Raw genomic sequence first — 18,405 nt, forward strand, 5'->3', positions numbered from 1 at the left:
CCCGCGCCCGGGGTCCCGGCCCGCCCGGCCGGTGCCCCGTGCGCGGCGCCCCGCCGGGTGCCGGTGCGGTGGCCGTGGCTGGCCGCGCTCGCCGTCGCGAGCTGCCTCGTGGTCACCGGGCTGGGACTCTTCGGCGGCGGCGCCGCCGCGAACGCCCCGGTCCCGGAGCGGACCGCGACGGTGTCGGTCGGCCAGGGCGACACCCTTTCTTCGCTGGCCGCGCGGTTCGCGCCGGACAGTGACGCGAGCGCGGTCGTCGCCCGGATCAAGGAGCTCAACCGCCTGGACGAGGCCGTCCTGGTGGCCGGACTGCCGCTCACGGTCCCGGTCGCCGACGCCGTTCCCGCGCCATGACGCCGTCCCGCCGATGACGTCCCGGCGAAAATCACCCGCTCCGGTGAAACCGCCGATCGCCCGGGAGGCGGTGTCCCGCCGCGCTCGCGCGCCGGTCCCCGCGGTGCTCGGCACTGCTCCACCAGGGTGACGCCGCCTCGGCTGCCGCGCCGCGGCGGTCCGGCCCCGGGCGGAGCGCGGCCCGGCCTTCGCGCGACGGCCGGCCGGACCTCACCCGGGCGGGTCCCGCACCGGCTGCGCCGCTTGCGCCCACCCCCTTCGAGTTCTACGCTCCCCCGCTATATGTAGTAGTTACACCGCTGTAGTTGGTCCACAGGTTGGGGTAGACTGGGCAGCAGTTGTCCACAGCTGGTCGGCGTTTACCCACCGGATGTCCACAAAACGATCACCAGGTGCAGGGGTGCATGGTGGCCGCGGGGACGTCGACCGGGGCGGCCGGCGATGAGGGGAAGGTGATCGGCGGATGAGGTGCCCGTTCTGCCGGCATGCGGACTCCCGGGTCGTCGACTCCCGAGAGGTGGATGAGGGCCAGGCGATCCGCAGGCGGCGCTCGTGCGCGTCCTGCGGACGGCGGTTCACGACGTCGGAGACGATGGTGCTCGCCGTCGTCAAGCGGTCCGGGGTCACCGAACAGTTCAGCCGGGACAAGGTCGTGAGCGGCGTCCGCCGCGCCTGCCAGGGCAGGCCGGTCGACGACGACGCGCTGCAGCAGCTCGCGCAGCGCGTCGAGGAGTCGATCCGCTCCGCCGGCTTGGCGGAGATCCCGAGTCACGAGGTCGGCCTGGCCATCCTGGGCCCGCTGCGTGAGCTCGACGGGGTCGCCTACCTCCGGTTCGCCAGTGTCTACCGCTCCTTCTCTTCGGTCGAAGACTTCGAGAAGGAGATAGCCGATCTTCGTGAGGCCATGGCGGTTTCTGCTGCCCCGGAGGACAGCGATCAGCGCGAAGACGGCGATTGACCGTCCCGCTGCGGGAGTGAGGGTTCGACCGATGACCGAAACCGTGGGAACCGGGGCCGGCACGGCCGCCGGAAAGAAGAGCAAGGCGGCCGGCGGGCTGAGCGTGAAGCGCGTCTTCACCACCGAGGGGAAGCACCCGTACGACCAGGTGACCTGGGAACAGCGTGACGTCGTGATGACGAACTGGCGCGACGGCTCGGTCAACTTCGAACAGCGCGGCGTGGAGTTCCCGTCGTCCTGGTCGGTCAACGCCACCAACATCGTCACCAGCAAGTACTTCCGCGGCGCGGTCGGCAGCCCGCAGCGCGAGCGCAGCCTCAAGCAGCTGATCGACCGAGTGGTGAAGACCTACGTCAAGGCCGCGGGCGACCACGGCTACTTCGCCACACCGCAGGACCTCGAGATCTTCGAGCACGAGCTCACCTGGATGCTGCTGCACCAGGTCTTCAGCTTCAACTCCCCGGTCTGGTTCAACGTCGGAACGTCGTCGAAGCAGCAAGTCAGCGCCTGCCAGCCGTATGACGCCCTGGTGAGCACGCCCGGCGGTGCCGTGCCGATCGGCCGCTTCGTCGAGCTGGACGCCGTGGGCGCCAAGGTCTACGACGCGCACGGGCTGACCAAGGTCGTCGCCACCAAGGCGAACGGGGTCAAGGAGGTCCTGCGGGTCACGACGAAGTCGGGCCACGTCCTCGACGTCACGGCGGACCACCTCGTGTGGCGTGCGAGTGCGGGCGGCGGCAAGTTCGTGCCCGCCGGGGACCTCCGCGTGGGCGACCAGCTCGAATGGCACCGTCGAAGTGCCTTCGGTGAAGAGGAGATCCGCGACATCGACGTCGCCGAAGCCGCGCTCGCCGGTTGGCTGCAGTCGGACGGGTTCGTCGGCCAGTACCACGGGACGAACAGTTCGCTCACCATCGAAGCGATGACGGTGAACGACGCGGAACTCGCCTGGGTGCGCAGTGCGCTCGATCGGGTCTTCCCGGACGTCCACCGCAAGGAGCGCACCGTCGAGACGCAGGACGAGACGCTCGACTGCCGCCGCACCCGGCTCTACGGCGCCGTTCTCGAAGAGTTCGTCGACGCCTGGGGGCTGCGCGCCCGCGGAACCGACATGGAGGTGCCGGCGCACCTGTACACGGCACCTCTCCCGGTCGTGGCGGCGTACTTGCGTAGCATCTTCCAGGCCGAGGGCTACGTCTCGGCCCGGGAACGGTCCACTCTGGTCGCGCTGGACATGATCGGCGAGGAGCTGGTCCGCGGCCTCCAGCAACTGCTGGCCCGGTTCGGCATCTTCGCCCGCGTCGGCCGCAAGAAGGAAAGCCGCCCGGATCGGCACGACCTCTGGGGGATCCGGATCCAGAACGCCGGCGACCGGCGGATCTTCGCGGACGAGATCGGCTTCGTCGATCCCGTGAAGACCGCGAAGCTGGAGGCTTCGTTCGAGAAGCCGGGTTTGGCGGCCAACGACACGAAGCGGCTCGAGATCGCCGAGATCAAGAGCCGAGGCGAAATGCCCGTCTACGACATCCAGACGGAATCCGGTGAGTACCTGTCCGGGAACCTCCGCGTCCACAACTGCTTCATCCTCGCCGTCGACGACACGATGGAGTCGATCCTCAACTGGTACCGCGAGGAGGGCCTCATCTTCAAGGGCGGCTCCGGCGCCGGCCTGAACCTCTCCCGCATCCGCTCCTCGAAGGAGCTGCTGACCTCCGGTGGCACCGCGTCCGGCCCGGTCTCGTTCATGCGCGGCGCCGACGCGTCCGCGGGCACCATCAAGTCCGGTGGCGCCACCCGGCGCGCGGCGAAGATGGTCGTGCTCGACATCGACCACCCGGACATCGAGGAGTTCGTTCAGACGAAGGCGCGCGAAGAGGAGAAGATCAAGGTCCTCCGCGACGCCGGGTTCGACATGGACCTCTCCGGCGCGGACATCTCCTCGGTGCAGTACCAGAACGCGAACAACTCGGTCCGCGTGTCCGACGAGTTCATGCAGGCGGTCGAGAACGGCACCGAGTTCGGCCTGCGCGCCCGGCTGACCGGCGAGGTCATCGAGCGGACCGACGCGAAGAAGCTGTTCCGCAGCGTCGCGCAGGCCGCGTGGGAGTGCGCCGACCCCGGCATCCAGTACGACGGCACGATCAACGACTGGCACACCTGCCCGGAGTCCGGCCGGATCACCGCGTCGAACCCGTGCAGCGAGTACATGCACCTCGACAACTCGAGCTGCAACCTCGCCTCGCTGAACCTGCTCAAGTTCGTCACGCCCGAGGGCACGTTCGACGCGCCGCTGTTCGCGCGCGCCGTCGAGTTCGTGATCACGGCGATGGACGTCTCGATCTGCTTCGCGGACTTCCCGACCGAGCCGATCGCCGACACGACGCGGAAGTTCCGCCAGCTCGGCATCGGCTACGCGAACCTGGGCGCGCTGCTGATGGCGTTGGGCCACGCGTACGACTCCGACGGTGGCCGCGCGCTCGCGGCGGCGATCACGTCGCTGATGACCGGTGTGTCGTACCGCCGTTCGGCGGAGATGGCCCAGGTCGTCGGCGCGTACGAGGGGTACGCGCGCAACGCCGAATCGCACCAGCGCGTGATGCGCAAGCACGCAGCGGCGAACGAGCTCGTCCGCACCTACCACGCCAACGACGCCGCGGTCCGCGCGCTGGCGACGGAGGAGTGGAAGAAGGGCATCGACATCGGGGCGAAGCACGGCTGGCGCAACGCGCAGGCGTCGGTGCTCGCGCCCACCGGCACCATCGGCTTCATGATGGACTGCGACACCACCGGGATCGAGCCGGACTTCTCGCTGGTGAAGTTCAAGAAGCTCGTCGGCGGCGGCTCGATGCAGATCGTCAACCAGACGGTGCCGCGTGCGCTGACCGCGCTCGGCTACCAGGACGAGCAGGTCGAGGCGATCGTCGAGTACGTGGCGCAGAACGGCCACGTCGTCGACGCGCCGGGGCTGCGTCCCGAGCACTACGAGGTGTTCGACTGCGCGGTCGGCGAGCGCTCGATCGCGCCGATGGGTCACGTCCGGATGATGGCCGCGGTGCAGCCGTTCCTCTCCGGCGCCATCTCGAAGACGGTCAACATGCCGGAGTCGGCGACGGTCGAAGAGGTCGAGGAGATCTACTTCCAGGGCTGGAAGCTCGGGCTCAAGGCCCTCGCGATCTACCGCGACAACTGCAAGGTCGGCCAGCCGCTGTCGACGGCCAAGAAGGACAAGGCCGTGGCGGAGCCGGAGAAGGTCGTCGAGTACCGGCCGGTGCGCAAGCGCCTGCCGAAGAAGCGCCCGAGCCAGACGGTGTCGTTCACCGTCGGCGGCGCGGAGGGCTACCTGACCGCGGGCTCGTACCCGGACGACGGCCTCGGCGAGATCTTCGTCAAGCTGGGCAAGCAGGGGTCGACGCTGGCCGGCGTGATGGACGCGTTCTCGATGTCGATCTCGGTCGGCCTGCAGCACGGCATCCCGCTCGAGTTCTACGTCTCGAAGTTCTCGAACCTGCGCTTCGAGCCGGCGGGCATGACCGACGACCCGGACATCCGGATCGCGACGAGCGTGATGGACTACCTGTTCCGCCGTCTGGCGCTGGACTACCTGCCGTACGAGAAGCGTTCGCAGCTGGGCATCCTGTCCGCGGACGAGCGCTCGGCGGAGGTGGAGGCCACCTACGGCGGCGGCGCGGGCGTCGACCTCGAAGCGCTGAGCTCCACAGTGGACTCTTCGCCCGAGCCGCACGCGGACGAACCGGAGCACCCGCACCGCGAAGCCCAGACGACGACGGAGCTGATGGAGCTGCGCCTCGGCAAGGCGGCGGACGCCCCGCTGTGCATGACGTGCGGAACGAAGATGCGCCCGGCAGGCTCGTGCTACGCGTGCGAAGGCTGCGGCGCGACGTCCGGTTGCAGCTGAAGGAGGGGTGACGGGGTGCTGTGAGGGCACCCCGTCACTTGCCACGCCAGCACGCGATATCAGATCTACGGTGGCCCGGGCCGTTGCTGCGACCCAGGCCACCGCGAGCGGAACGTCCCGATCGTTGCTGCGATCGGACGGCGCCTGCCCTGCCGTACAGGAGTCAGAGCATGCGCGCGGCACGAAAGTGCCTCTTGCACGGTTCGCGCCTGCATGAGATCACCTTTCGAGCCGCAGAGCAATTCTGCGGAGGGAGGTGATCATTATGGCAGCGAAGAACCCGCGCCAGACCGGCTCGAAAGCCGCGTCTGCCGCCAGCAAGACGCTCGCGAGCTCCAAGTCGTCCCGTGCGGCGAAGTCAGCAGCGGCCAGCGCTCTGTCGCAGACGCCACCGCGCAAGAAGAAGTGAGCAGGCTGCCCTGGGCCTGTAACCAGGGCAGCGCGCTAGTGGACTCGAGCCCATTGGCTCGGTGCTGCTCGAAGTCCTGGCCGCCGCCTCAACCGGGTCAGCCGAACGCCTGCTGAAGCTCGGAAACCGGCGGCAGGTCGCCGACGAAGCCGAACCGGCCCGCGCGCATCTCCCGAGCACCGTCCATGAAGGACTTCAACGCGAGCCGGGACAGCGCCGCGCCGATGCTGACGCGGCGGACGCCGATCGCGGCCAGCTGCTCCAAGGTGATCGACGGGTCGGCGAACCCCATCACGACGTTGACCGGCTTGTCCACCGACGACACCACCGCGCGCATCTCGTCGAGTGTCCGCAACCCCGGCGCGTACAGCACGTCGGCGCCCGCTTCGCCGAACGCCTGCAGGCGCTTGATCGTGTCGGCGAAGTCGTTCGCGCCCCACAGCTGGTTCTCGGTGCGGGCCGTCAGCACCACCGAGCGCGCCCGGGCCGTCTCCACCGCCGCGCGGACCCGGTCGACCGCCAAGCCGAAGTCGTAGATCGGGCTGTCCGGGTCGCTCGACTGGTCCTCGATCGACGCGCCCACCGCGCCCGCGTCGGCCGCCGCGTCGATCATCTTCGCGGCTTCGGTCGGGTCGTCGGCGAAGCCGTTCTCGAGATCGGCGTTCACCGGCAGGGGCGTCGCCTCGGCGATCTCCCGGACGTTGGCCAGGATCTCCGCCCGGGTCGCGCGGGTCCGGCCCACCGCGTTGGCCACGCCGAGGCTCGTCGTGGCCAGGGCGTCGAAGCCGAGACCGGCGAGCAGCCGGGCCGTCCCGGCGTCCCACGGGTTCGGCAGCAGGAAGGGCTCAGGCCGCTCGTGCAGCGCCCGGAACTCGTCGGCGGTCGTCATGCGTCCACCTTCCTCCGCGGACGGCCGGCGGACAACGGTCCGCGGGCGAGGACGCGCGCCACCGCCCCGGCGAGCTCGTCCGGCCGTCCGCGCCAGGCGATGAAGTGGTCCGGGCGCACCAGCACCGCGCCGCCGTCCGAGATCCCCGTGGCGCGCAGCCATTCGTCGTCCTCGACGACGTGGACGTCGAAATCACCCGTCCGTGGCCAGTCGCCGCCCGGCCCGGTCAGCAGCGTGAGCTTCCGCCCGACCAGGTCCAAAGTAGACAGATTCTCGGCGAGCCAGGCGTGGGGGAGCCGTGAACCGGGTGACCCGTCGAGCACGACGTCCTCGGTGGACGGCAGTCCGGGCCGCGCGCCGAGCACCGCCGCCGAGTCGTAGCGGTAGCCGAGGTGGACGACCGGGGCGTTGACGACGCCGGCGGCCGCCCGGGCCGCCGCGGCGGCGGGGCCCTGCTCCCAGTGCAAGCGGGGGTCTTCGAGCCGCCGCAGCGCCTGGTCGAGCGCCAGCGCCGCGACCGGACGGCGTTCGGCTTCGTAGGTGTCCAGCAGTGCCGGGCCCGCGGTGCCGTCGAGGACCGCGGCCAGCTTCCACGCCAGGTTGTGCGCGTCGGCGATGCCGGTGTTCGCCCCGAACGCCCCGAGCGGCGGCACCGCGTGTGCCGCGTCGCCGGCGAGGACCACGCGCCCGGCGCGGAACCGGTCGGCCAGCAGCCCGCGCACCCGCCACGGCAGCACGCTCAGCACCTCCACGGGCAGGTCCGGGACACCGACGGCCGCCCGGACCAGCGCGGCGCAACGGTCCGGCGGGAACGCGTCCACCGGCTCGTCACCGAGCTCGGTATGGAAGATCCAATCCTTCTCGGCGTCGACGGTCACCAGCATCCCGGGCGACTCGGGGGTCGTGATCGTGCAGTTCGCGAAGTGGTGGCCCTTCGTGTACGGCGTCAGGTCGGCGCGGAACAGGATGTTGAGCAGGGGTTTCCCGACCGCGCCCGGCCCGGTCGTGCCGATGCCGAGCGTGGCCCGCACCTCGCTGCGGCCGCCGTCGGCCGCGACCAGGTAGTCCGCGCGCTCGGTGCGCCGCCCGTCCGGGCCGTCGAGGACCGCGGTGACGCCGGTGTCGTCCTGCTCGAACGAGACGAGTGTGGTCGAGTACTCGACCGTCGCGCCGCGTTCGCGGGCCGCGGTGAGGAGCGCCGCGTCGAGCCGGTCCTGCGGGCAGGTGCCGCGCAGCACGCTAGGGCTGTGCCGGGACGCGGCGACGTTCGGGCTGTTCGGCGTCGCGGGCGGCGTGTCGGGCAGGTCCGCGGTGACCAGGGTCGGCGCGGAGATCTTGCCGAGACCGGCCGAACGCCGGACGGAGACCGCCTCGACCGCGTCGGCGATCCCCGCCTGGCGGAAGAACTCCAAGGTCCGGAAGCCCAAACCGGTGGCACGCGGGTGCGTGGACGGCCCGTCGGCGCGTTCGACGACGAGTGCGGGCACGCCGTGGTGAGCGAGGAAGAGCGCGGTGGACAGGCCGACGGTGCCGCCGCCGGCAACGAGCACGCGAGTCATGGTTACCCCCAGGTATGGCTACAGTGTTCTCACTACGGATACACCGTAGCCACTCAGGTACGCTGTTCGCAACGAACCCGGGAGGACGACGATGGCGGAAGAGCCGGCGCTGGTCTGGGCGAAGGAGCGGCGCAGGCCGCGGCGTCAGGCCCCGAGCGTCGAGCAGATCGTGCGGACGGCGATCACGATCGCCGACACCGAAGGCCTGCCCGCGCTTTCGATGCGCCGGGTCGCGGCCGACCTCGGGTCGGGCACGGCGTCGCTCTACCGCTACGTCGCGAGCCGCGACGACCTGCTGGACCTGATGATCGACGAGGTCAAGGGCGCCGAGGACACCGAGCTCACCGGGGACTGGCGCGCGGACCTGGCGAGCGTCGCCCGGCAGGTCCGCGCGACGCTGCTGCGGCACCCGTGGCTGAGCGGCGAGATCCCCGGCCGCCCGGCGCTGGGAACGAATTCACTGCGCCGCCACGAAGCCGCCCTCGCGGCGGCAGCCCCGCTGGCCGGCGACATCACGTTCGTCGCGGGGGCGGTGGACGTGGTCCTGGCGTACGTCTTCGGCACGGTGACGCAGGAGCTCGCCGAGCTGCAGGCCCAGCGCCGGTCGGGGCTGACGAAGGAGCAGTGGCAGGCCAGCGTCGGCCCGTACATCCGCGAAGTCATCGAGAGCGGCGAGTACCCGCAGTTCTCGCGCCGGGTGATCGAGGGGGAGGATCGCGGCGCGGAGGAGGTCTTCGAGTTCGGCCTGGGCTGCGTGCTGGACGGCATCGCGGCCCGCTCGCCGCGCTGAGGCGTCAGCTCCCGGCCTGGAGGATCCATTCCCGCCCGTCCGGATCCCGGACGGTCATCTCGCGGGTCCCGAAGTGGGTGTCTTCGAACGGAGAGACGACTTCGACGTCGGGCGTCGCGTCGCTGGGGGTCTTGAGCACGAGCCGCATTCCGGTCGGCCGGCTTTCGGGGACCTCGGCGATGAACAGGTAGGGCCCATCGCCGTTGCGCAGCAGTCCCGAGTTGTGGTCGGTCGCGAAGTCGATTTCGTAGCCGAGGGTCTGGAAGAACTTGGCCGTCTTCCCCCAGTTGTGCGTCTCGAGGTACACGGCGTCGATCCCGCTGGTGGTCATCACTTTTCTCCTTCGGTGGCGAGGTAATGGCGAAGCGCCTCGGTGACGAGCGCCGACAGCGACTGCCCGGTGTCGACGGCGTGGTGCTTGACCTCCCGGATCAGGTCGACCGGGAGGTACACGTTGAACTGCTTGACGTCCTTGTCCGCCATGACAGGATGCTAGCATCCTAACTTGGTAGCCGTCGACCTCCACCGGATCTCCACCGGAACCGCTCGGGAAATCCACGGCCGCACGGCAGGATCGGGCCCGATGAACTGGCTACGGGAATTCGAAGAGGAAGCCGAACGCCGACGCCGTCGCGAGGATCCGCCGTGGGCGCGCGGGGCCAGGCTGCATCCTGACGTCGCCAAGAGCGTTCAGCGGTTCCAGGTCGGCGAAGCCGGGGACGGCGCCAACCTCATCGCGAAGGCCGGTGGCGGCGACTACCTCGCCGCCGTCAAGCTGTTCGTCGCCGAGGAGCAGAACCACGCGCGGATGCTCGCCGAACTGCTCCGAGCAGCTGAAGTGCCCACCATCGCGACGCACTGGTCCGACACCGTGTTCGTCCGGCTGCGGCGGGCGCTCGGGCTGCGGCTGGAGCTGATGGTGCTGCTCATCGCCGAGGTCGTCGCGCTGCGGTACTACCGCGCCCTGCGCGACGGCGCCGGCGACCCCCTCGTCACGCAGGTCGCCGCCCGGATCCTCGCCGACGAGGAACGGCACGTGCCCTTCCACTGCCACCGGCTGCGGATCGGGTTCGCGGGCTTCTCCAAGCCGGCACGCGCCACGGTGTTCGGTGCCTGGCGGGTGCTGCTGCTCGGCGTCGCGGTGACGGTCGCCGCCGACCACGGGCCGGCGCTGCACCGGCTCGGCGTCGGACGGCTCGTCTTCGTCGCCGACGTCCTCACCGCCTTCGAAGCCGCCCTCGCGCGGATCCGCGGTGAAGAACCGAAACCGAAGCCGAGGTACACGCCGAAGCGCGCCCGGCCACGCGGGCTCGTCTAAAGAAGCCCGGCCAGCTCCCGCAGCGACGCCGTGATGCGCTCCGGCGTCACGCCCCGCGCGCGCTGGTGCAGGTACAGCTCGGGCGCGAGGGGCGCCAGCAGGACGTCGGCCAGCACGTCGGGGTCGGGGGTGCCGGAGGCCAGGATCCGGACGTGCGTGCGCCAGAAGCCGTACGCGCCCGTCGTGAAGCGGGAGTGACCGACCTCCGTGCCCAGCACCAGGTGCGCGTGCCGCTCCAGCAGGTCCACCATCGCCGCGTAGAACGCCGCGAGCCGCTCGGCCGGCGGCGCGCCCGGGCCCAGCGGCGGGTCGCCGCGCAGCAGGGACTCCTGCAGCCGGCGTTCGTGCTCGTCCAGGAGAGCGACGGCGATCGCCGCGCGGTCCGGGTAGCGGCGGTAGAGCGTGCCGCGGCCGACGCCGGCCGCGCGGGCGATGTCCTCCATCGTCACGTCGGCCGCGCCGTGGGCGGTGAACAGCTCGTCGGCCGCCGCGAGGATCTTCGCGCGGTTGCGGGCCGCGTCGGCGCGTTCGGGCATGGCGGCAGCCTAGGGAATAAGCGGACGGGGCGTCCAGTTGACCTCAAGCGGACATCGTGTCCACTTGAGGAGGAACCGTGAGCCACCTGCTGCACCTCGACTCCAGTGCCCGCCGCACGTCGTTCTCCCGCGAGCTGTCCGCTCGCTACGCCGCGAACTGGACCGGCACCCGCACCTACCGCGACCTCGCCGCCGACCCGGTTCCGGTGATCGGCGAGGCGTGGACCGAGATCTGCGACGCCCTGCTCACCGCGGGGATCACCGATCCCGCGCACTACGCCGACGTCGTCGAAACGCCCGCGCAAAAGCAGGCCTGGGCGATCATCGAACCGCTGCTGGCCGAGCTGCTCGAAGCCGACGTCGTCCTGATCGGCGCGCCGATGTACAACTTCTCGATCCCGGCCGCGCTCAAGACGTGGATCGACCAGGTGACGTTTCCGCGGATGTCCTTGCGGGGCAAAGCCTTCGTCATCGCCGGTGCTCGCGGCGGGACGTACGCGCCGGGGACGCCGCGAGCGCCGTTCGACCACCACGAGCGCTACCTGCGGGACTTCATCGCCGGGCACTACGACGTCGACGACGTCCGGTTCGTGCACGCCGAGCTGACCAACGCGCTGGTCGACCCGCACCTGGCCGCGCGCGAAGGTGAGCGCGCCGCTTCGCGCGAAGCGGCCCTGAAGGCGCTCTGATGGGCTGGGTGACGCTCGTCTTCGCCGGACTCGTCGAGATCGCCTGGTCCCAGAGCATCAAACCGACCGAGAACTTCACGAAGCCGTGGCCGACGCTGCTGTGCTTCGTGCTCGGAGCCGCCGCCGTCTACCTGCTCTCGCGGGCGATGGACACCGTCCCGGTGGGCACCGCCTACGCGGTGTTCACCGGGATCGGCGCCGTCGGCGCGATCGTGCTCGGCGTCGTCGTGACCAAGGACCCGCTGAGCGTCGGCCGGGTGGCCGCGCTGGCCCTGATCGTCGGCGGCGTCGTGCTCGCCCACGTTACTAATCCGACCTAAAGTAGGCCGGCCCCTGAGCGGCAGGCAACCGTTGCCGCGAAAGCCATCCGGCCGTGACTGTGGTCGGATTAGTAACTAACGGCTCAGTACTTCGTGAGCTGCTCCCACAGGAACTCGAAGACCAGTGCCCACTTGAACGCCAGCTGCTCGTTGTCGGCCGCGGCACCGTGGCCGCCTTCGATGTTCTCGTGGTAGCGGACGTCGTGCCCCTGCTCACGCATGCGCGCCACCATCTTGCGGGCGTGGGCGGGGTGCACGCGGTCGTCGCGCGTCGACGTCACGAACAGCGACGGCGGGTACGCGCGTCCACTGTGGACGTTCTGGTACGGGGAGTACTTCGAGATGTACTCCCATTCCGCGGCTTCGTCCGGGTCGCCGTACTCGGCCATCCACGACGCGCCGGCCAGCAGCAGGTGGTAGCGGCGCATGTCGAGCAGCGGCACCTGGCTGACGATCGCGCCGAACCGCTCCGGGTAGCGCGTCAGCATGACACCCATCAGCAGGCCGCCGTTGCTGCCGCCCTGGATCCCGAGCTTGTCCGGCGTCGTGATGCCGCGCTCGACCAGGTCCGCGGCCACGGCGGCGAAGTCCTCGTACACGCGGTGGCGCCGCGCCTTGATCGCCTGCGTGTGCCAGCTCGGCCCGTACTCGCCGCCGCCGCGGATGTTCGCGACGACGTACGTGCCGCCGCGCGCGAGCCAGCCGCGGCCGATCATCCCGCTGTAGGACGGCGTCAGCGAAACCTCGAAGCCGCCGTAGCCGGTCAGCAGCGTCGGCCCGCCTTCGGCGCCGGACGGCCGGACGACGAAGTACGGGACCTTCGTGCCGTCCTCCGACGTCGCGAAGTACTGCGCGACGCTCATGCCCGAAGCGTCGAAGAACGCCGGAGCCTGCTTCAGCACTTCGGCCTCTTCGCCGACGTGGCCGTAGCTGAGCGTCGACGGCTGGAGGAAGCCGCTGGAGTTGATCAGGTACTCGTCGCTGACGTCGGGATCGGTGTCGAAGATGTCCGCGCTGCCGAACTCCGGCCCGCCGGAGAGGGGCTCCTCGGCCCAGCCGTCCGGGCCCGGCGTCAGCGTGCGCAGCTCGGTGCGGACGTCGCGCAGCAGGCCGAGCAGCAGGTGGTGGCGCGTCCAGGCCCAGTAGTCGAGCGAGGTGTGCTCGTCGGGGGTGAACAGCGTGGTGAACGCCCGGTCGCCGCCCATGAAGTCGTCGAACCGGATGCCGATCAGCGACCCCGCCGGGTGCTCCACGCCCCCGACGGTCCACGCCGTGCGCGGGCGCACCAGCAGCCATTCGCGGTGGACGGACGCGCTCGCGTCGTCCGGGACGTCGATCTTGACCAGCCCGCCGGGCGTGCGCAGGTACAGCTCGGAGCGGTAGAAGTCGACGGCGCGGCTGACGAAGTCGCGTTCGAAGCCTTCGGTCGGGTCGTGCGACGCGCCGATCGAGACGTCGTCGGGCTTGCCCTCGTAGACCGTCGTCGCGGCCTCGAGCGGCGTGCCCCGGCGCCACTCCTTGGCCAGCCGCGGGTACCCGGAGCTGGTCAGCGTGCCCTCGCCGAAGTCGGTGCCGACGTAGACGCGGTCTTCGTCGATCCAGCCGATCCGGGTCTTCGCCTCCGGCACGGTGAAGCCGCCCTCGACGAACTCGTGCGCGTCGAGGTCGAACTCGCGTACGACCGTGGCGTCCGCGCCGCCGCGGGACAGCTCGACGAGGCCGCGCCGGTAGCCCGGCCGCAGCACGGTGGCGCCCTGCCAGACCCAGTTCTCGCCCTCGGCCTCGGCCAGCGCGTCGACGTCGATCAGCAGCTCCCACTCGGGCTCGGCCCGCCGGTAGGACTCCAGCGTCGTGCGCCGCCACAGGCCGCGGGGGTGGCTCGCGTCCTGCCAGAAGTTGTAGAGGAGCTCGCCGCGGCGGCGCACGTACGGGATCCGGTCGTCGGCGTCGAGCACCTCGCGCAGCTCGGCACGCAGCTCGGCGAACCGGGCGCCGGTGGTCAGCTCGGCCAGCGTCTCGTCGTTGCGGGTGCGCACCCAGCCGAGCGCGTCATCGCCGGTCACGTCTTCCAGCCACAGGTACGGGTCCTCGACACTCATTCCGATAGTTTCGCCTGCTCCCGGTCCTGATGGCCACCGGGCGGCGTTTTCGTTTCGTGATCCATCCCTCTTCGGGCGTCCGTATGCTGGGTGCCATTGAGCAGGGGGAGAACGTGACCGACACCGACGGCCCGGCTCCGCCGGGGCACTCCGGGCCGCCATCACCGCCGCCGATGGTGGCCCGGTCACCGGAACCCGCGTGGGTGCCCGAGCCGAACCCGTGGGCGCCGAACTGGGCCGCCGCGCCGCCCGTGCCGATCGCCCCGCCGCACAACCGGCTCTGGGGCGCTGTCGCCGGAGTCATGATCGTCGTGCTGGCGATCTCGCTGATCGCGGCCACCATCCCGCGCCGGGTCGACGGGCACGCGGTCGTGGCGCAGGGCGCCGACACCGGCCGCGCGTACAGCGGCGGTTCGGACGGGAAGCCCGCGAAGCCCGTGCCGGAGCTCGCCCGCAACCCGCTGCTCTCCGACGCCATCACCCCCGGACCCGCGACGTGCTCCCTGCCCGATCTCGGCCGGGCCGCCGCACAGCTGAAGGCCTACTACGGGGCACTCGTCGACTGCCTGGAGCAGTCCTGGCGCCCGGCGCTGCAGAAGGCGAACGAGCCCACGCTGACCGCGACCGTCTCGGTGACCCTGCCCGAGCACAGCGCGTGCGGCGAAGCGCCTACGGAGAACGAAGCCGTCGCCTACTACTGCGGCGGCGACACCACGATCTACGCCCCGACCGACTGGATGCTGTCGGACGCCGGGCTCAACAAGGCCCGGCACATCGCGACGATCGCCCACGAGTACGGCCACCACGTCCAGCGGGAAAGCGGCATCCTGTCCGCGGCGGCCGACAAGATGACCTCGCCGGACGAGGACAGCGCGGCCGACAAGGAGGTCGTCCGCCGGATCGAGCTGCAGGCGAACTGCTTCGGCGCGCTGTTCCTGGCGGCGGTCGCCGGCTCGGGCTCGGTCAGCCGGTCGCTCGCGAACGCCGCCGTCGCCGACTACGGCCGCGCCAACGACAGCGACACCCACGGCTCGCGCGCCCACCAGCTGTCCTGGGCGAAGGCCGGCTACGACGTCAAGACGACGAAGGCGTGCGACACGTGGAGCGCCGCGCCCGCCGAGATCAGCTGACGGTCCACGCCGGGTCACGGCCGAGGAGGGCGAGGAACCGGTCGAGTTCGCCCGCGTCCGCTCCGGTTTCGACGCGGTGCGCGAACGAGCCGTTCTTCTCGCGTCCTTCGTCCGGGATGCGTTCGGCGAGCTGCAGCGCGGCGTGCACGGCTTCGGCGTCCGGCTCGTAGGGCAAGCCGAGCGCACGGGCCAGGTCCCAGCCGTGCGCGACGGTGTCGACGAGGTGCATGTGCGCGGCGATCGTGCCGGGGAACGTGCCGAAGTGGTTGATCGTGAGCTGCCGGTCCAGCACGGCGTCGTCGGCCATGGCGGCCAGGAAGTCGTCGACGGACGCCCGGTACGCGGCGCGGGCGTCGTCGCCGAGGTCGCCGGCGTCCCAGTCCGGCGCCGAACCCTCGCGGGCCGCGGTCGCGAAGGCGTGGTTCTCACTGACCTGGTGGCGGAGGAGATCGGCCAAGGTCCAGCCGGCACACGGCGTCGGGCGGGCGAGGTCGGCGGGCGTGGCGGCGGCGACGATCTTGTCGAGGACGAGCAGGCTGCGGCGGTCGAGTTCGCGGAGATCCATGCGTCGGACGCTAGGCGGGTCAGCGGACCACGAACAGTGCCAAAGCCGTGCTACTTCAGGTGTGCCAATCTGGAGTGGTGGACGTGCACATCGACCTGACCGGGACGCGCGGGCACCGCGACGCGATCTACCGGCAGCTGCGCGCGGCGATCCTGGACGGCCGGATCCGGCCCGGCGAGGCGCTGCCGCCCACGCGGGAGCTCGCGCAGCAGCTGGCGGTCTCCCGCACGACGGTCAGCGCGGCCTACGACCGGCTCACCGCCGAGGGCTTCCTCGCCGGGCGCGTCGGCGCGGGCACGTTCGTGACGGCGTCGTCGGTGACGCGTCCCGCGCCGTCCTCGGTTTCGGGAGTCCGCCCGCTGCCGGAGTGGGACGCGGTGCCGTCGCCGCCCGCGCCGTTCGCCCCGGCGCCCGAGTTCGACTTCCGGCCGGGCGTCCCGGACCTGACGCGGTTCCCGTTCGACACCTGGCGCCGGCTCGTCACGCAGCGGCTGCGCGCGGGCCAAGCCGACCTGATGACCTACGGCGACCCGCAGGGTCTCGCTTCACTGCGCGCTGAGATCGCGCGGCACGTCGGGGTCTCGCGGGACGTGCGGGCGAGCCCGGACCAGGTCGTCGTCACCGCCGGGGCCCAGCAGACGACCGATCTGGTCGGGCGGGTGCTGCTGCGAGCGGGGGACGTGGCCGCCGTCGAGGACCCCGGCTACCCGCCGCCGCGGCTGGTGCTGGCCGCGCGCGGCGTGCGGGTCGCGCCGGTGCCGGTGGACGCGTCCGGGATCGTCGTCCGGGCCATTCCGGCCGGGACGCGGCTGGTGTACGTGACGCCGTCGCACCAGTACCCGCTGGGGCTGTCGATGTCGCTGGAGCGGCGTCTCGAGCTGCTGGACTGGGCCGAGCGCAACGACGCCGTGCTCGTCGAAGACGATTACGACACCGAGTTCCGCTACACCGGACGGCCTCTGGAACCGTTGCACAGCTTGGATTCCCGCGGCCGGGTCGTGTACGTCGGCTCGTTCTCGAAGGTGCTTTCGCCCGCGCTGCGGCTGGGTTTCCTGATCGCGCCGCCGTCGCTGGTGCCGGCGTTGGTGAAGGCCCGGTACCTGACCGACTGGCACGCGCCGAACGTCGAGCAGGCGGCGCTGGCGGCGTTCATGGCCGAGGGCGGCTTCGCGCGGCACGTCCGGCGGATGCGGAAGGTCTACCGCGCGCGGCACGAGCTGCTGTCGGGTTCGCTCGCCGCGTCGTTCGCCGATTTCTTGACACCGTTGCCGTCTTCCGCGGGCCTGCACTTGAGCGCCACTTCTCCGGCGGATCTTTCGGCCCTGGTCCGCCGCGCCCGGCACGCCGGTGTCCGGTTGTATTCGCTGGGGGACTTCGCCGTGGGGGAGCGGCGGCACGGGCTCGTGTTCGGCTACGGTGCGGTCGCGGCCGAGCGGATCGAGCCGGGGCTGGCCCGGCTGCGGGCGCTGGCGGACGAGGGAGTGGCATGACCGACGACGTGCTGGTGGCGATCGACGCGGGTCTGCGTCAGCACATCGGCGGCGACCGCGCGGGCGCGTACGCGACGTTCACGGCGTTGTGGGCGTCGATCGGCCCGGACGGCGACCCGCTGCACCGCGTCGCGCTGGCGCACCACATGGCCGACGTCTGCGACGACCCGGCGGAGGAGCTGGAGTGGGACCTGCGTGCGCTGGAGGCGGCGGGCGCGATGACCGACTCGGCGACCGCGCGCGGCTTCTACCCGTCACTGCACCTCAACCTGGGTGAGGACTACCGCAAACTGGGTGACGTGGAGGTGGCGCGCGAGCATTTGGCGCTGGCGCGCGCCCGCCTCGACGCCCTGGCCGACGACGACTACGCGACCGGCCTCCGCCTGGCCCTGGACGGCCTGGCCGAACGCCTCGGCTGAATCTTTTTCATACCACGAATTCGCCCCGTTTGCCGGACTTTCGCGCACGTCCCGGTGCCCTTACCCTGTGGTGATCCAGCTCACCGACGGGAAGGATCGCCATGCGGATTGCGGATCTGCTGCGCAAGAAGGGGTCGGCAGTCGCGACGGTCACCCCGGAGACCACGGTGACGGCGCTGCTGGCCGGCTTGGCCGAGCACAACGTGGGCGCGATGGTGGTGGTGTCCCCGGAAGGCTCGATAGCGGGCATCGTGTCCGAACGCGACGTGGTCCGCCGCTTGAACGAGCACGGCCCGGCCCTGCTGAACGGGCCGGTGTCGGAGATCATGACGAAGCTGGTGGCAAGCTGCGGCCCGGAAGACTCGGTGGACCAGCTGTCGGTGCTGATGACGGAGCGCCGGATCCGGCACGTGCCGGTCCTGGTCGACGGGCGGTTGGCGGGGATCGTCTCCATCGGTGACGTGGTGAAGAACCGGATGGAGCAGCTGGAGAAGAGCCAGGAACAGCTGGAGGCCTACATCTCCCAGGGTTAGCGGTGCTCCGCATGGTCTCGTCTGATGTGGGACACATCGGGCGAGACCATGCGTAAGATTCCGGCCGGAGATAAAGAGCTCACGCGCGTCGAAGCCAGCTGCGCTGAGACGTGCGCGGCTGACCACCACGGAGAATCACGGACCGCCCCTCGGGCGCGATCACGGTCTGGTTGATCCCGACAGCCGAGGCGAACACCAAACAGCCGTTCAGTACGGCTATCAACCATTTCAGCGGTGAGCCATCCGCTATCGCCGCCGTCAATAAGGCAAGTGCCATGGCGACGACGAATGCAGTTCGCAGCCGCCATAGCTCGGTGTATCGCCGGCCTGCCAAGCTTTGGACGACGTGTGGTACCAGCAGTGTCGCTGCTGTCGCACCCTGTAGAGTGAGAACGCTTTCAACGGTGAACAGCTGGTCTATCTGCATTAGT

Annotated in this window: 20 protein-coding genes; 12 read left to right on the forward strand and 8 right to left on the reverse strand. The window is 70.7% G+C overall.

Features of this window, described 5'->3' with window-relative positions; all coding sequences use genetic code 11:
* The 4 genes from AB0M83_RS27075 to AB0M83_RS27090 form a co-directional block, all read left to right on the forward strand.
* Positions 1 to 354, forward strand: a 354-nt coding sequence (locus AB0M83_RS27075) for a LysM peptidoglycan-binding domain-containing protein (RefSeq protein ID WP_364521179.1), incomplete at its 5' end; no start/stop codon positions are given.
* 463 nt (positions 355 to 817) lie between these two features.
* Positions 818 to 1,312, forward strand: coding sequence for a transcriptional regulator NrdR (nrdR, locus tag AB0M83_RS27080; protein ID WP_364521180.1), 495 nt, complete (start codon positions 818 to 820; stop codon positions 1,310 to 1,312).
* Positions 1,313 to 1,343: 31 nt separating this feature from the next.
* Positions 1,344 to 5,228 carry a vitamin B12-dependent ribonucleotide reductase gene (locus AB0M83_RS27085; RefSeq protein WP_364521181.1) on the forward strand — a complete coding sequence of 1,295 codons (3,885 nt, stop codon included), beginning with the start codon at positions 1,344 to 1,346 and terminating at the stop codon, positions 5,226 to 5,228.
* Between the two features lie 265 nt (positions 5,229 to 5,493).
* Positions 5,494 to 5,637, forward strand: a complete 144-nt coding sequence (locus AB0M83_RS27090) for a hypothetical protein (RefSeq protein WP_364521182.1) — start codon at positions 5,494 to 5,496, stop codon at positions 5,635 to 5,637.
* A gap of 97 nt (positions 5,638 to 5,734) precedes the next feature.
* Here AB0M83_RS27090 and AB0M83_RS27095 read toward each other — a convergent pair whose 3' ends face one another.
* Both AB0M83_RS27095 and AB0M83_RS27100 read right to left on the reverse strand, forming a co-directional pair.
* The gene (locus AB0M83_RS27095) at positions 5,735 to 6,526 is read right to left on the reverse strand and encodes an isocitrate lyase/phosphoenolpyruvate mutase family protein (protein WP_364521183.1); all 792 of its coding nucleotides are present in this window, start codon (positions 6,524 to 6,526) and stop codon (positions 5,735 to 5,737) included.
* Positions 6,523 to 8,085 (reverse strand): FAD-dependent monooxygenase, encoded by a 1,563-nt coding sequence (locus AB0M83_RS27100; RefSeq protein ID WP_364521184.1) that lies wholly within the window; start codon positions 8,083 to 8,085, stop codon positions 6,523 to 6,525. Before AB0M83_RS27100 ends, AB0M83_RS27095 begins: the two co-directional genes overlap by 4 nt.
* 91 nt (positions 8,086 to 8,176) lie before the next feature.
* On the opposite strand from AB0M83_RS27100, the gene AB0M83_RS27105 reads away from it, so the two are divergent.
* Entirely contained in the window at positions 8,177 to 8,875 is a 699-nt protein-coding gene (locus AB0M83_RS27105; RefSeq protein ID WP_364521185.1) for a TetR/AcrR family transcriptional regulator C-terminal domain-containing protein, read from the forward strand.
* Between the two features lie 4 nt (positions 8,876 to 8,879).
* Here the strand turns inward: AB0M83_RS27105 and AB0M83_RS27110 are convergent, their stop codons facing one another.
* Positions 8,880 to 9,206 carry a VOC family protein gene (locus tag AB0M83_RS27110; protein ID WP_364521186.1) on the reverse strand — a complete coding sequence of 109 codons (327 nt, stop codon included), beginning with the start codon at positions 9,204 to 9,206 and terminating at the stop codon, positions 8,880 to 8,882.
* Entirely contained in the window at positions 9,206 to 9,358 is a 153-nt protein-coding gene (locus AB0M83_RS27115; RefSeq protein ID WP_364521187.1) for a ribbon-helix-helix domain-containing protein, read from the reverse strand. Before AB0M83_RS27115 ends, AB0M83_RS27110 begins: the two co-directional genes overlap by 1 nt.
* Positions 9,359 to 9,458: 100 nt before the next feature.
* Here AB0M83_RS27115 and AB0M83_RS27120 point away from each other — a divergent pair, with 100 nt between their 5' ends.
* The gene (locus AB0M83_RS27120) at positions 9,459 to 10,193 is read left to right on the forward strand and encodes a ferritin-like domain-containing protein (protein ID WP_364521188.1); all 735 of its coding nucleotides are present in this window, start codon (positions 9,459 to 9,461) and stop codon (positions 10,191 to 10,193) included.
* On the opposite strand, the gene AB0M83_RS27125 is transcribed toward AB0M83_RS27120, so the two are convergent.
* Positions 10,190 to 10,729, reverse strand: coding sequence for a helix-turn-helix domain-containing protein (locus AB0M83_RS27125; protein WP_364521189.1), 540 nt, complete (start codon positions 10,727 to 10,729; stop codon positions 10,190 to 10,192). The two genes, AB0M83_RS27120 and AB0M83_RS27125, sit on opposite strands and share 4 nt — an antisense overlap.
* A 77-nt stretch (positions 10,730 to 10,806) precedes the next feature.
* On the opposite strand from AB0M83_RS27125, the gene AB0M83_RS27130 reads away from it, so the two are divergent.
* Positions 10,807 to 11,418 carry an NAD(P)H-dependent oxidoreductase gene (locus tag AB0M83_RS27130; RefSeq protein ID WP_364521190.1) on the forward strand — a complete coding sequence of 204 codons (612 nt, stop codon included), beginning with the start codon at positions 10,807 to 10,809 and terminating at the stop codon, positions 11,416 to 11,418.
* Positions 11,418 to 11,738 carry a multidrug efflux SMR transporter gene (locus tag AB0M83_RS27135; protein ID WP_364521191.1) on the forward strand — a complete coding sequence of 107 codons (321 nt, stop codon included), beginning with the start codon at positions 11,418 to 11,420 and terminating at the stop codon, positions 11,736 to 11,738. Before AB0M83_RS27130 ends, AB0M83_RS27135 begins: the two co-directional genes overlap by 1 nt.
* Before the next feature lie 83 nt (positions 11,739 to 11,821).
* Here the strand turns inward: AB0M83_RS27135 and AB0M83_RS27140 are convergent, their stop codons facing one another.
* Positions 11,822 to 13,837, reverse strand: coding sequence for a prolyl oligopeptidase family serine peptidase (locus AB0M83_RS27140; RefSeq protein ID WP_364521192.1), 2,016 nt, complete (start codon positions 13,835 to 13,837; stop codon positions 11,822 to 11,824).
* A gap of 173 nt (positions 13,838 to 14,010) precedes the next feature.
* On the opposite strand from AB0M83_RS27140, the gene AB0M83_RS27145 reads away from it, so the two are divergent.
* A complete protein-coding gene (locus tag AB0M83_RS27145) occupies positions 14,011 to 14,967 on the forward strand; it encodes a neutral zinc metallopeptidase (protein WP_364521255.1) in 957 nt (318 codons plus the stop codon).
* On the opposite strand, the gene AB0M83_RS27150 is transcribed toward AB0M83_RS27145, so the two are convergent.
* On the reverse strand, positions 14,960 to 15,532 hold the full coding sequence (locus AB0M83_RS27150) for a TIGR03086 family metal-binding protein (protein ID WP_364521193.1): 573 nt from the start codon (positions 15,530 to 15,532) through the stop codon (positions 14,960 to 14,962). The genes AB0M83_RS27145 and AB0M83_RS27150 overlap by 8 nt on opposite strands.
* 77 nt (positions 15,533 to 15,609) lie before the next feature.
* Between AB0M83_RS27150 and AB0M83_RS27155 the strand changes: the two genes are divergently transcribed.
* The 3 genes from AB0M83_RS27155 to AB0M83_RS27165 all read left to right on the forward strand — a co-directional run bounded on the left by AB0M83_RS27155 (position 15,610) and on the right by AB0M83_RS27165 (position 17,974).
* Positions 15,610 to 17,022 (forward strand): PLP-dependent aminotransferase family protein, encoded by a 1,413-nt coding sequence (locus AB0M83_RS27155; protein WP_364521194.1) that lies wholly within the window; start codon positions 15,610 to 15,612, stop codon positions 17,020 to 17,022.
* Complete coding sequence (locus AB0M83_RS27160) at positions 17,019 to 17,441, forward strand: hypothetical protein (protein WP_364521195.1); 423 nt, start codon at positions 17,019 to 17,021, stop codon at positions 17,439 to 17,441. Before AB0M83_RS27155 ends, AB0M83_RS27160 begins: the two co-directional genes overlap by 4 nt.
* A 101-nt stretch (positions 17,442 to 17,542) precedes the next feature.
* Positions 17,543 to 17,974 carry a CBS domain-containing protein gene (locus tag AB0M83_RS27165; RefSeq protein WP_364521196.1) on the forward strand — a complete coding sequence of 144 codons (432 nt, stop codon included), beginning with the start codon at positions 17,543 to 17,545 and terminating at the stop codon, positions 17,972 to 17,974.
* 79 nt (positions 17,975 to 18,053) lie between these two features.
* Here the strand turns inward: AB0M83_RS27165 and AB0M83_RS27170 are convergent, their stop codons facing one another.
* On the reverse strand, positions 18,054 to 18,401 hold the full coding sequence (locus tag AB0M83_RS27170) for a hypothetical protein (protein WP_364521197.1): 348 nt from the start codon (positions 18,399 to 18,401) through the stop codon (positions 18,054 to 18,056).
* Positions 18,402 to 18,405 lie beyond the last annotated feature (4 nt).

The sequence above is a fragment of the Amycolatopsis sp. NPDC051106 genome (genome assembly GCF_040682775.1).
GTDB lineage: Bacteria > Actinomycetota > Actinomycetes > Mycobacteriales > Pseudonocardiaceae > Amycolatopsis.

What these genes read in the sequence shown, in the direction of transcription:
- nrdR (WP_364521180.1), top strand. Translation starts at nt 818, where the DNA reads ATGAGGTGCCCGTTCTGCCGGCATGCGGACTCCCGGGTCGTCGACTCC.
- AB0M83_RS27085 (WP_364521181.1), top strand. Translation starts at nt 1,344, where the DNA reads ATGACCGAAACCGTGGGAACCGGGGCCGGCACGGCCGCCGGAAAGAAG.
- AB0M83_RS27090 (WP_364521182.1), top strand. Translation starts at nt 5,494, where the DNA reads ATGGCAGCGAAGAACCCGCGCCAGACCGGCTCGAAAGCCGCGTCTGCC.
- AB0M83_RS27095 (WP_364521183.1), bottom strand. Translation starts at nt 6,526, where the DNA reads ATGACGACCGCCGACGAGTTCCGGGCGCTGCACGAGCGGCCTGAGCCC.
- AB0M83_RS27100 (WP_364521184.1), bottom strand. Translation starts at nt 8,085, where the DNA reads ATGACTCGCGTGCTCGTTGCCGGCGGCGGCACCGTCGGCCTGTCCACC.
- AB0M83_RS27105 (WP_364521185.1), top strand. Translation starts at nt 8,177, where the DNA reads ATGGCGGAAGAGCCGGCGCTGGTCTGGGCGAAGGAGCGGCGCAGGCCG.
- AB0M83_RS27110 (WP_364521186.1), bottom strand. Translation starts at nt 9,206, where the DNA reads ATGACCACCAGCGGGATCGACGCCGTGTACCTCGAGACGCACAACTGG.
- AB0M83_RS27115 (WP_364521187.1), bottom strand. Translation starts at nt 9,358, where the DNA reads ATGGCGGACAAGGACGTCAAGCAGTTCAACGTGTACCTCCCGGTCGAC.
- AB0M83_RS27120 (WP_364521188.1), top strand. Translation starts at nt 9,459, where the DNA reads ATGAACTGGCTACGGGAATTCGAAGAGGAAGCCGAACGCCGACGCCGT.
- AB0M83_RS27125 (WP_364521189.1), bottom strand. Translation starts at nt 10,729, where the DNA reads ATGCCCGAACGCGCCGACGCGGCCCGCAACCGCGCGAAGATCCTCGCG.
- AB0M83_RS27135 (WP_364521191.1), top strand. Translation starts at nt 11,418, where the DNA reads ATGGGCTGGGTGACGCTCGTCTTCGCCGGACTCGTCGAGATCGCCTGG.
- AB0M83_RS27140 (WP_364521192.1), bottom strand. Translation starts at nt 13,837, where the DNA reads ATGAGTGTCGAGGACCCGTACCTGTGGCTGGAAGACGTGACCGGCGAT.
- AB0M83_RS27145 (WP_364521255.1), top strand. Translation starts at nt 14,011, where the DNA reads ATGGTGGCCCGGTCACCGGAACCCGCGTGGGTGCCCGAGCCGAACCCG.
- AB0M83_RS27150 (WP_364521193.1), bottom strand. Translation starts at nt 15,532, where the DNA reads ATGGATCTCCGCGAACTCGACCGCCGCAGCCTGCTCGTCCTCGACAAG.
- AB0M83_RS27160 (WP_364521195.1), top strand. Translation starts at nt 17,019, where the DNA reads ATGACCGACGACGTGCTGGTGGCGATCGACGCGGGTCTGCGTCAGCAC.
- AB0M83_RS27165 (WP_364521196.1), top strand. Translation starts at nt 17,543, where the DNA reads ATGCGGATTGCGGATCTGCTGCGCAAGAAGGGGTCGGCAGTCGCGACG.
- AB0M83_RS27170 (WP_364521197.1), bottom strand. Translation starts at nt 18,401, where the DNA reads ATGCAGATAGACCAGCTGTTCACCGTTGAAAGCGTTCTCACTCTACAG.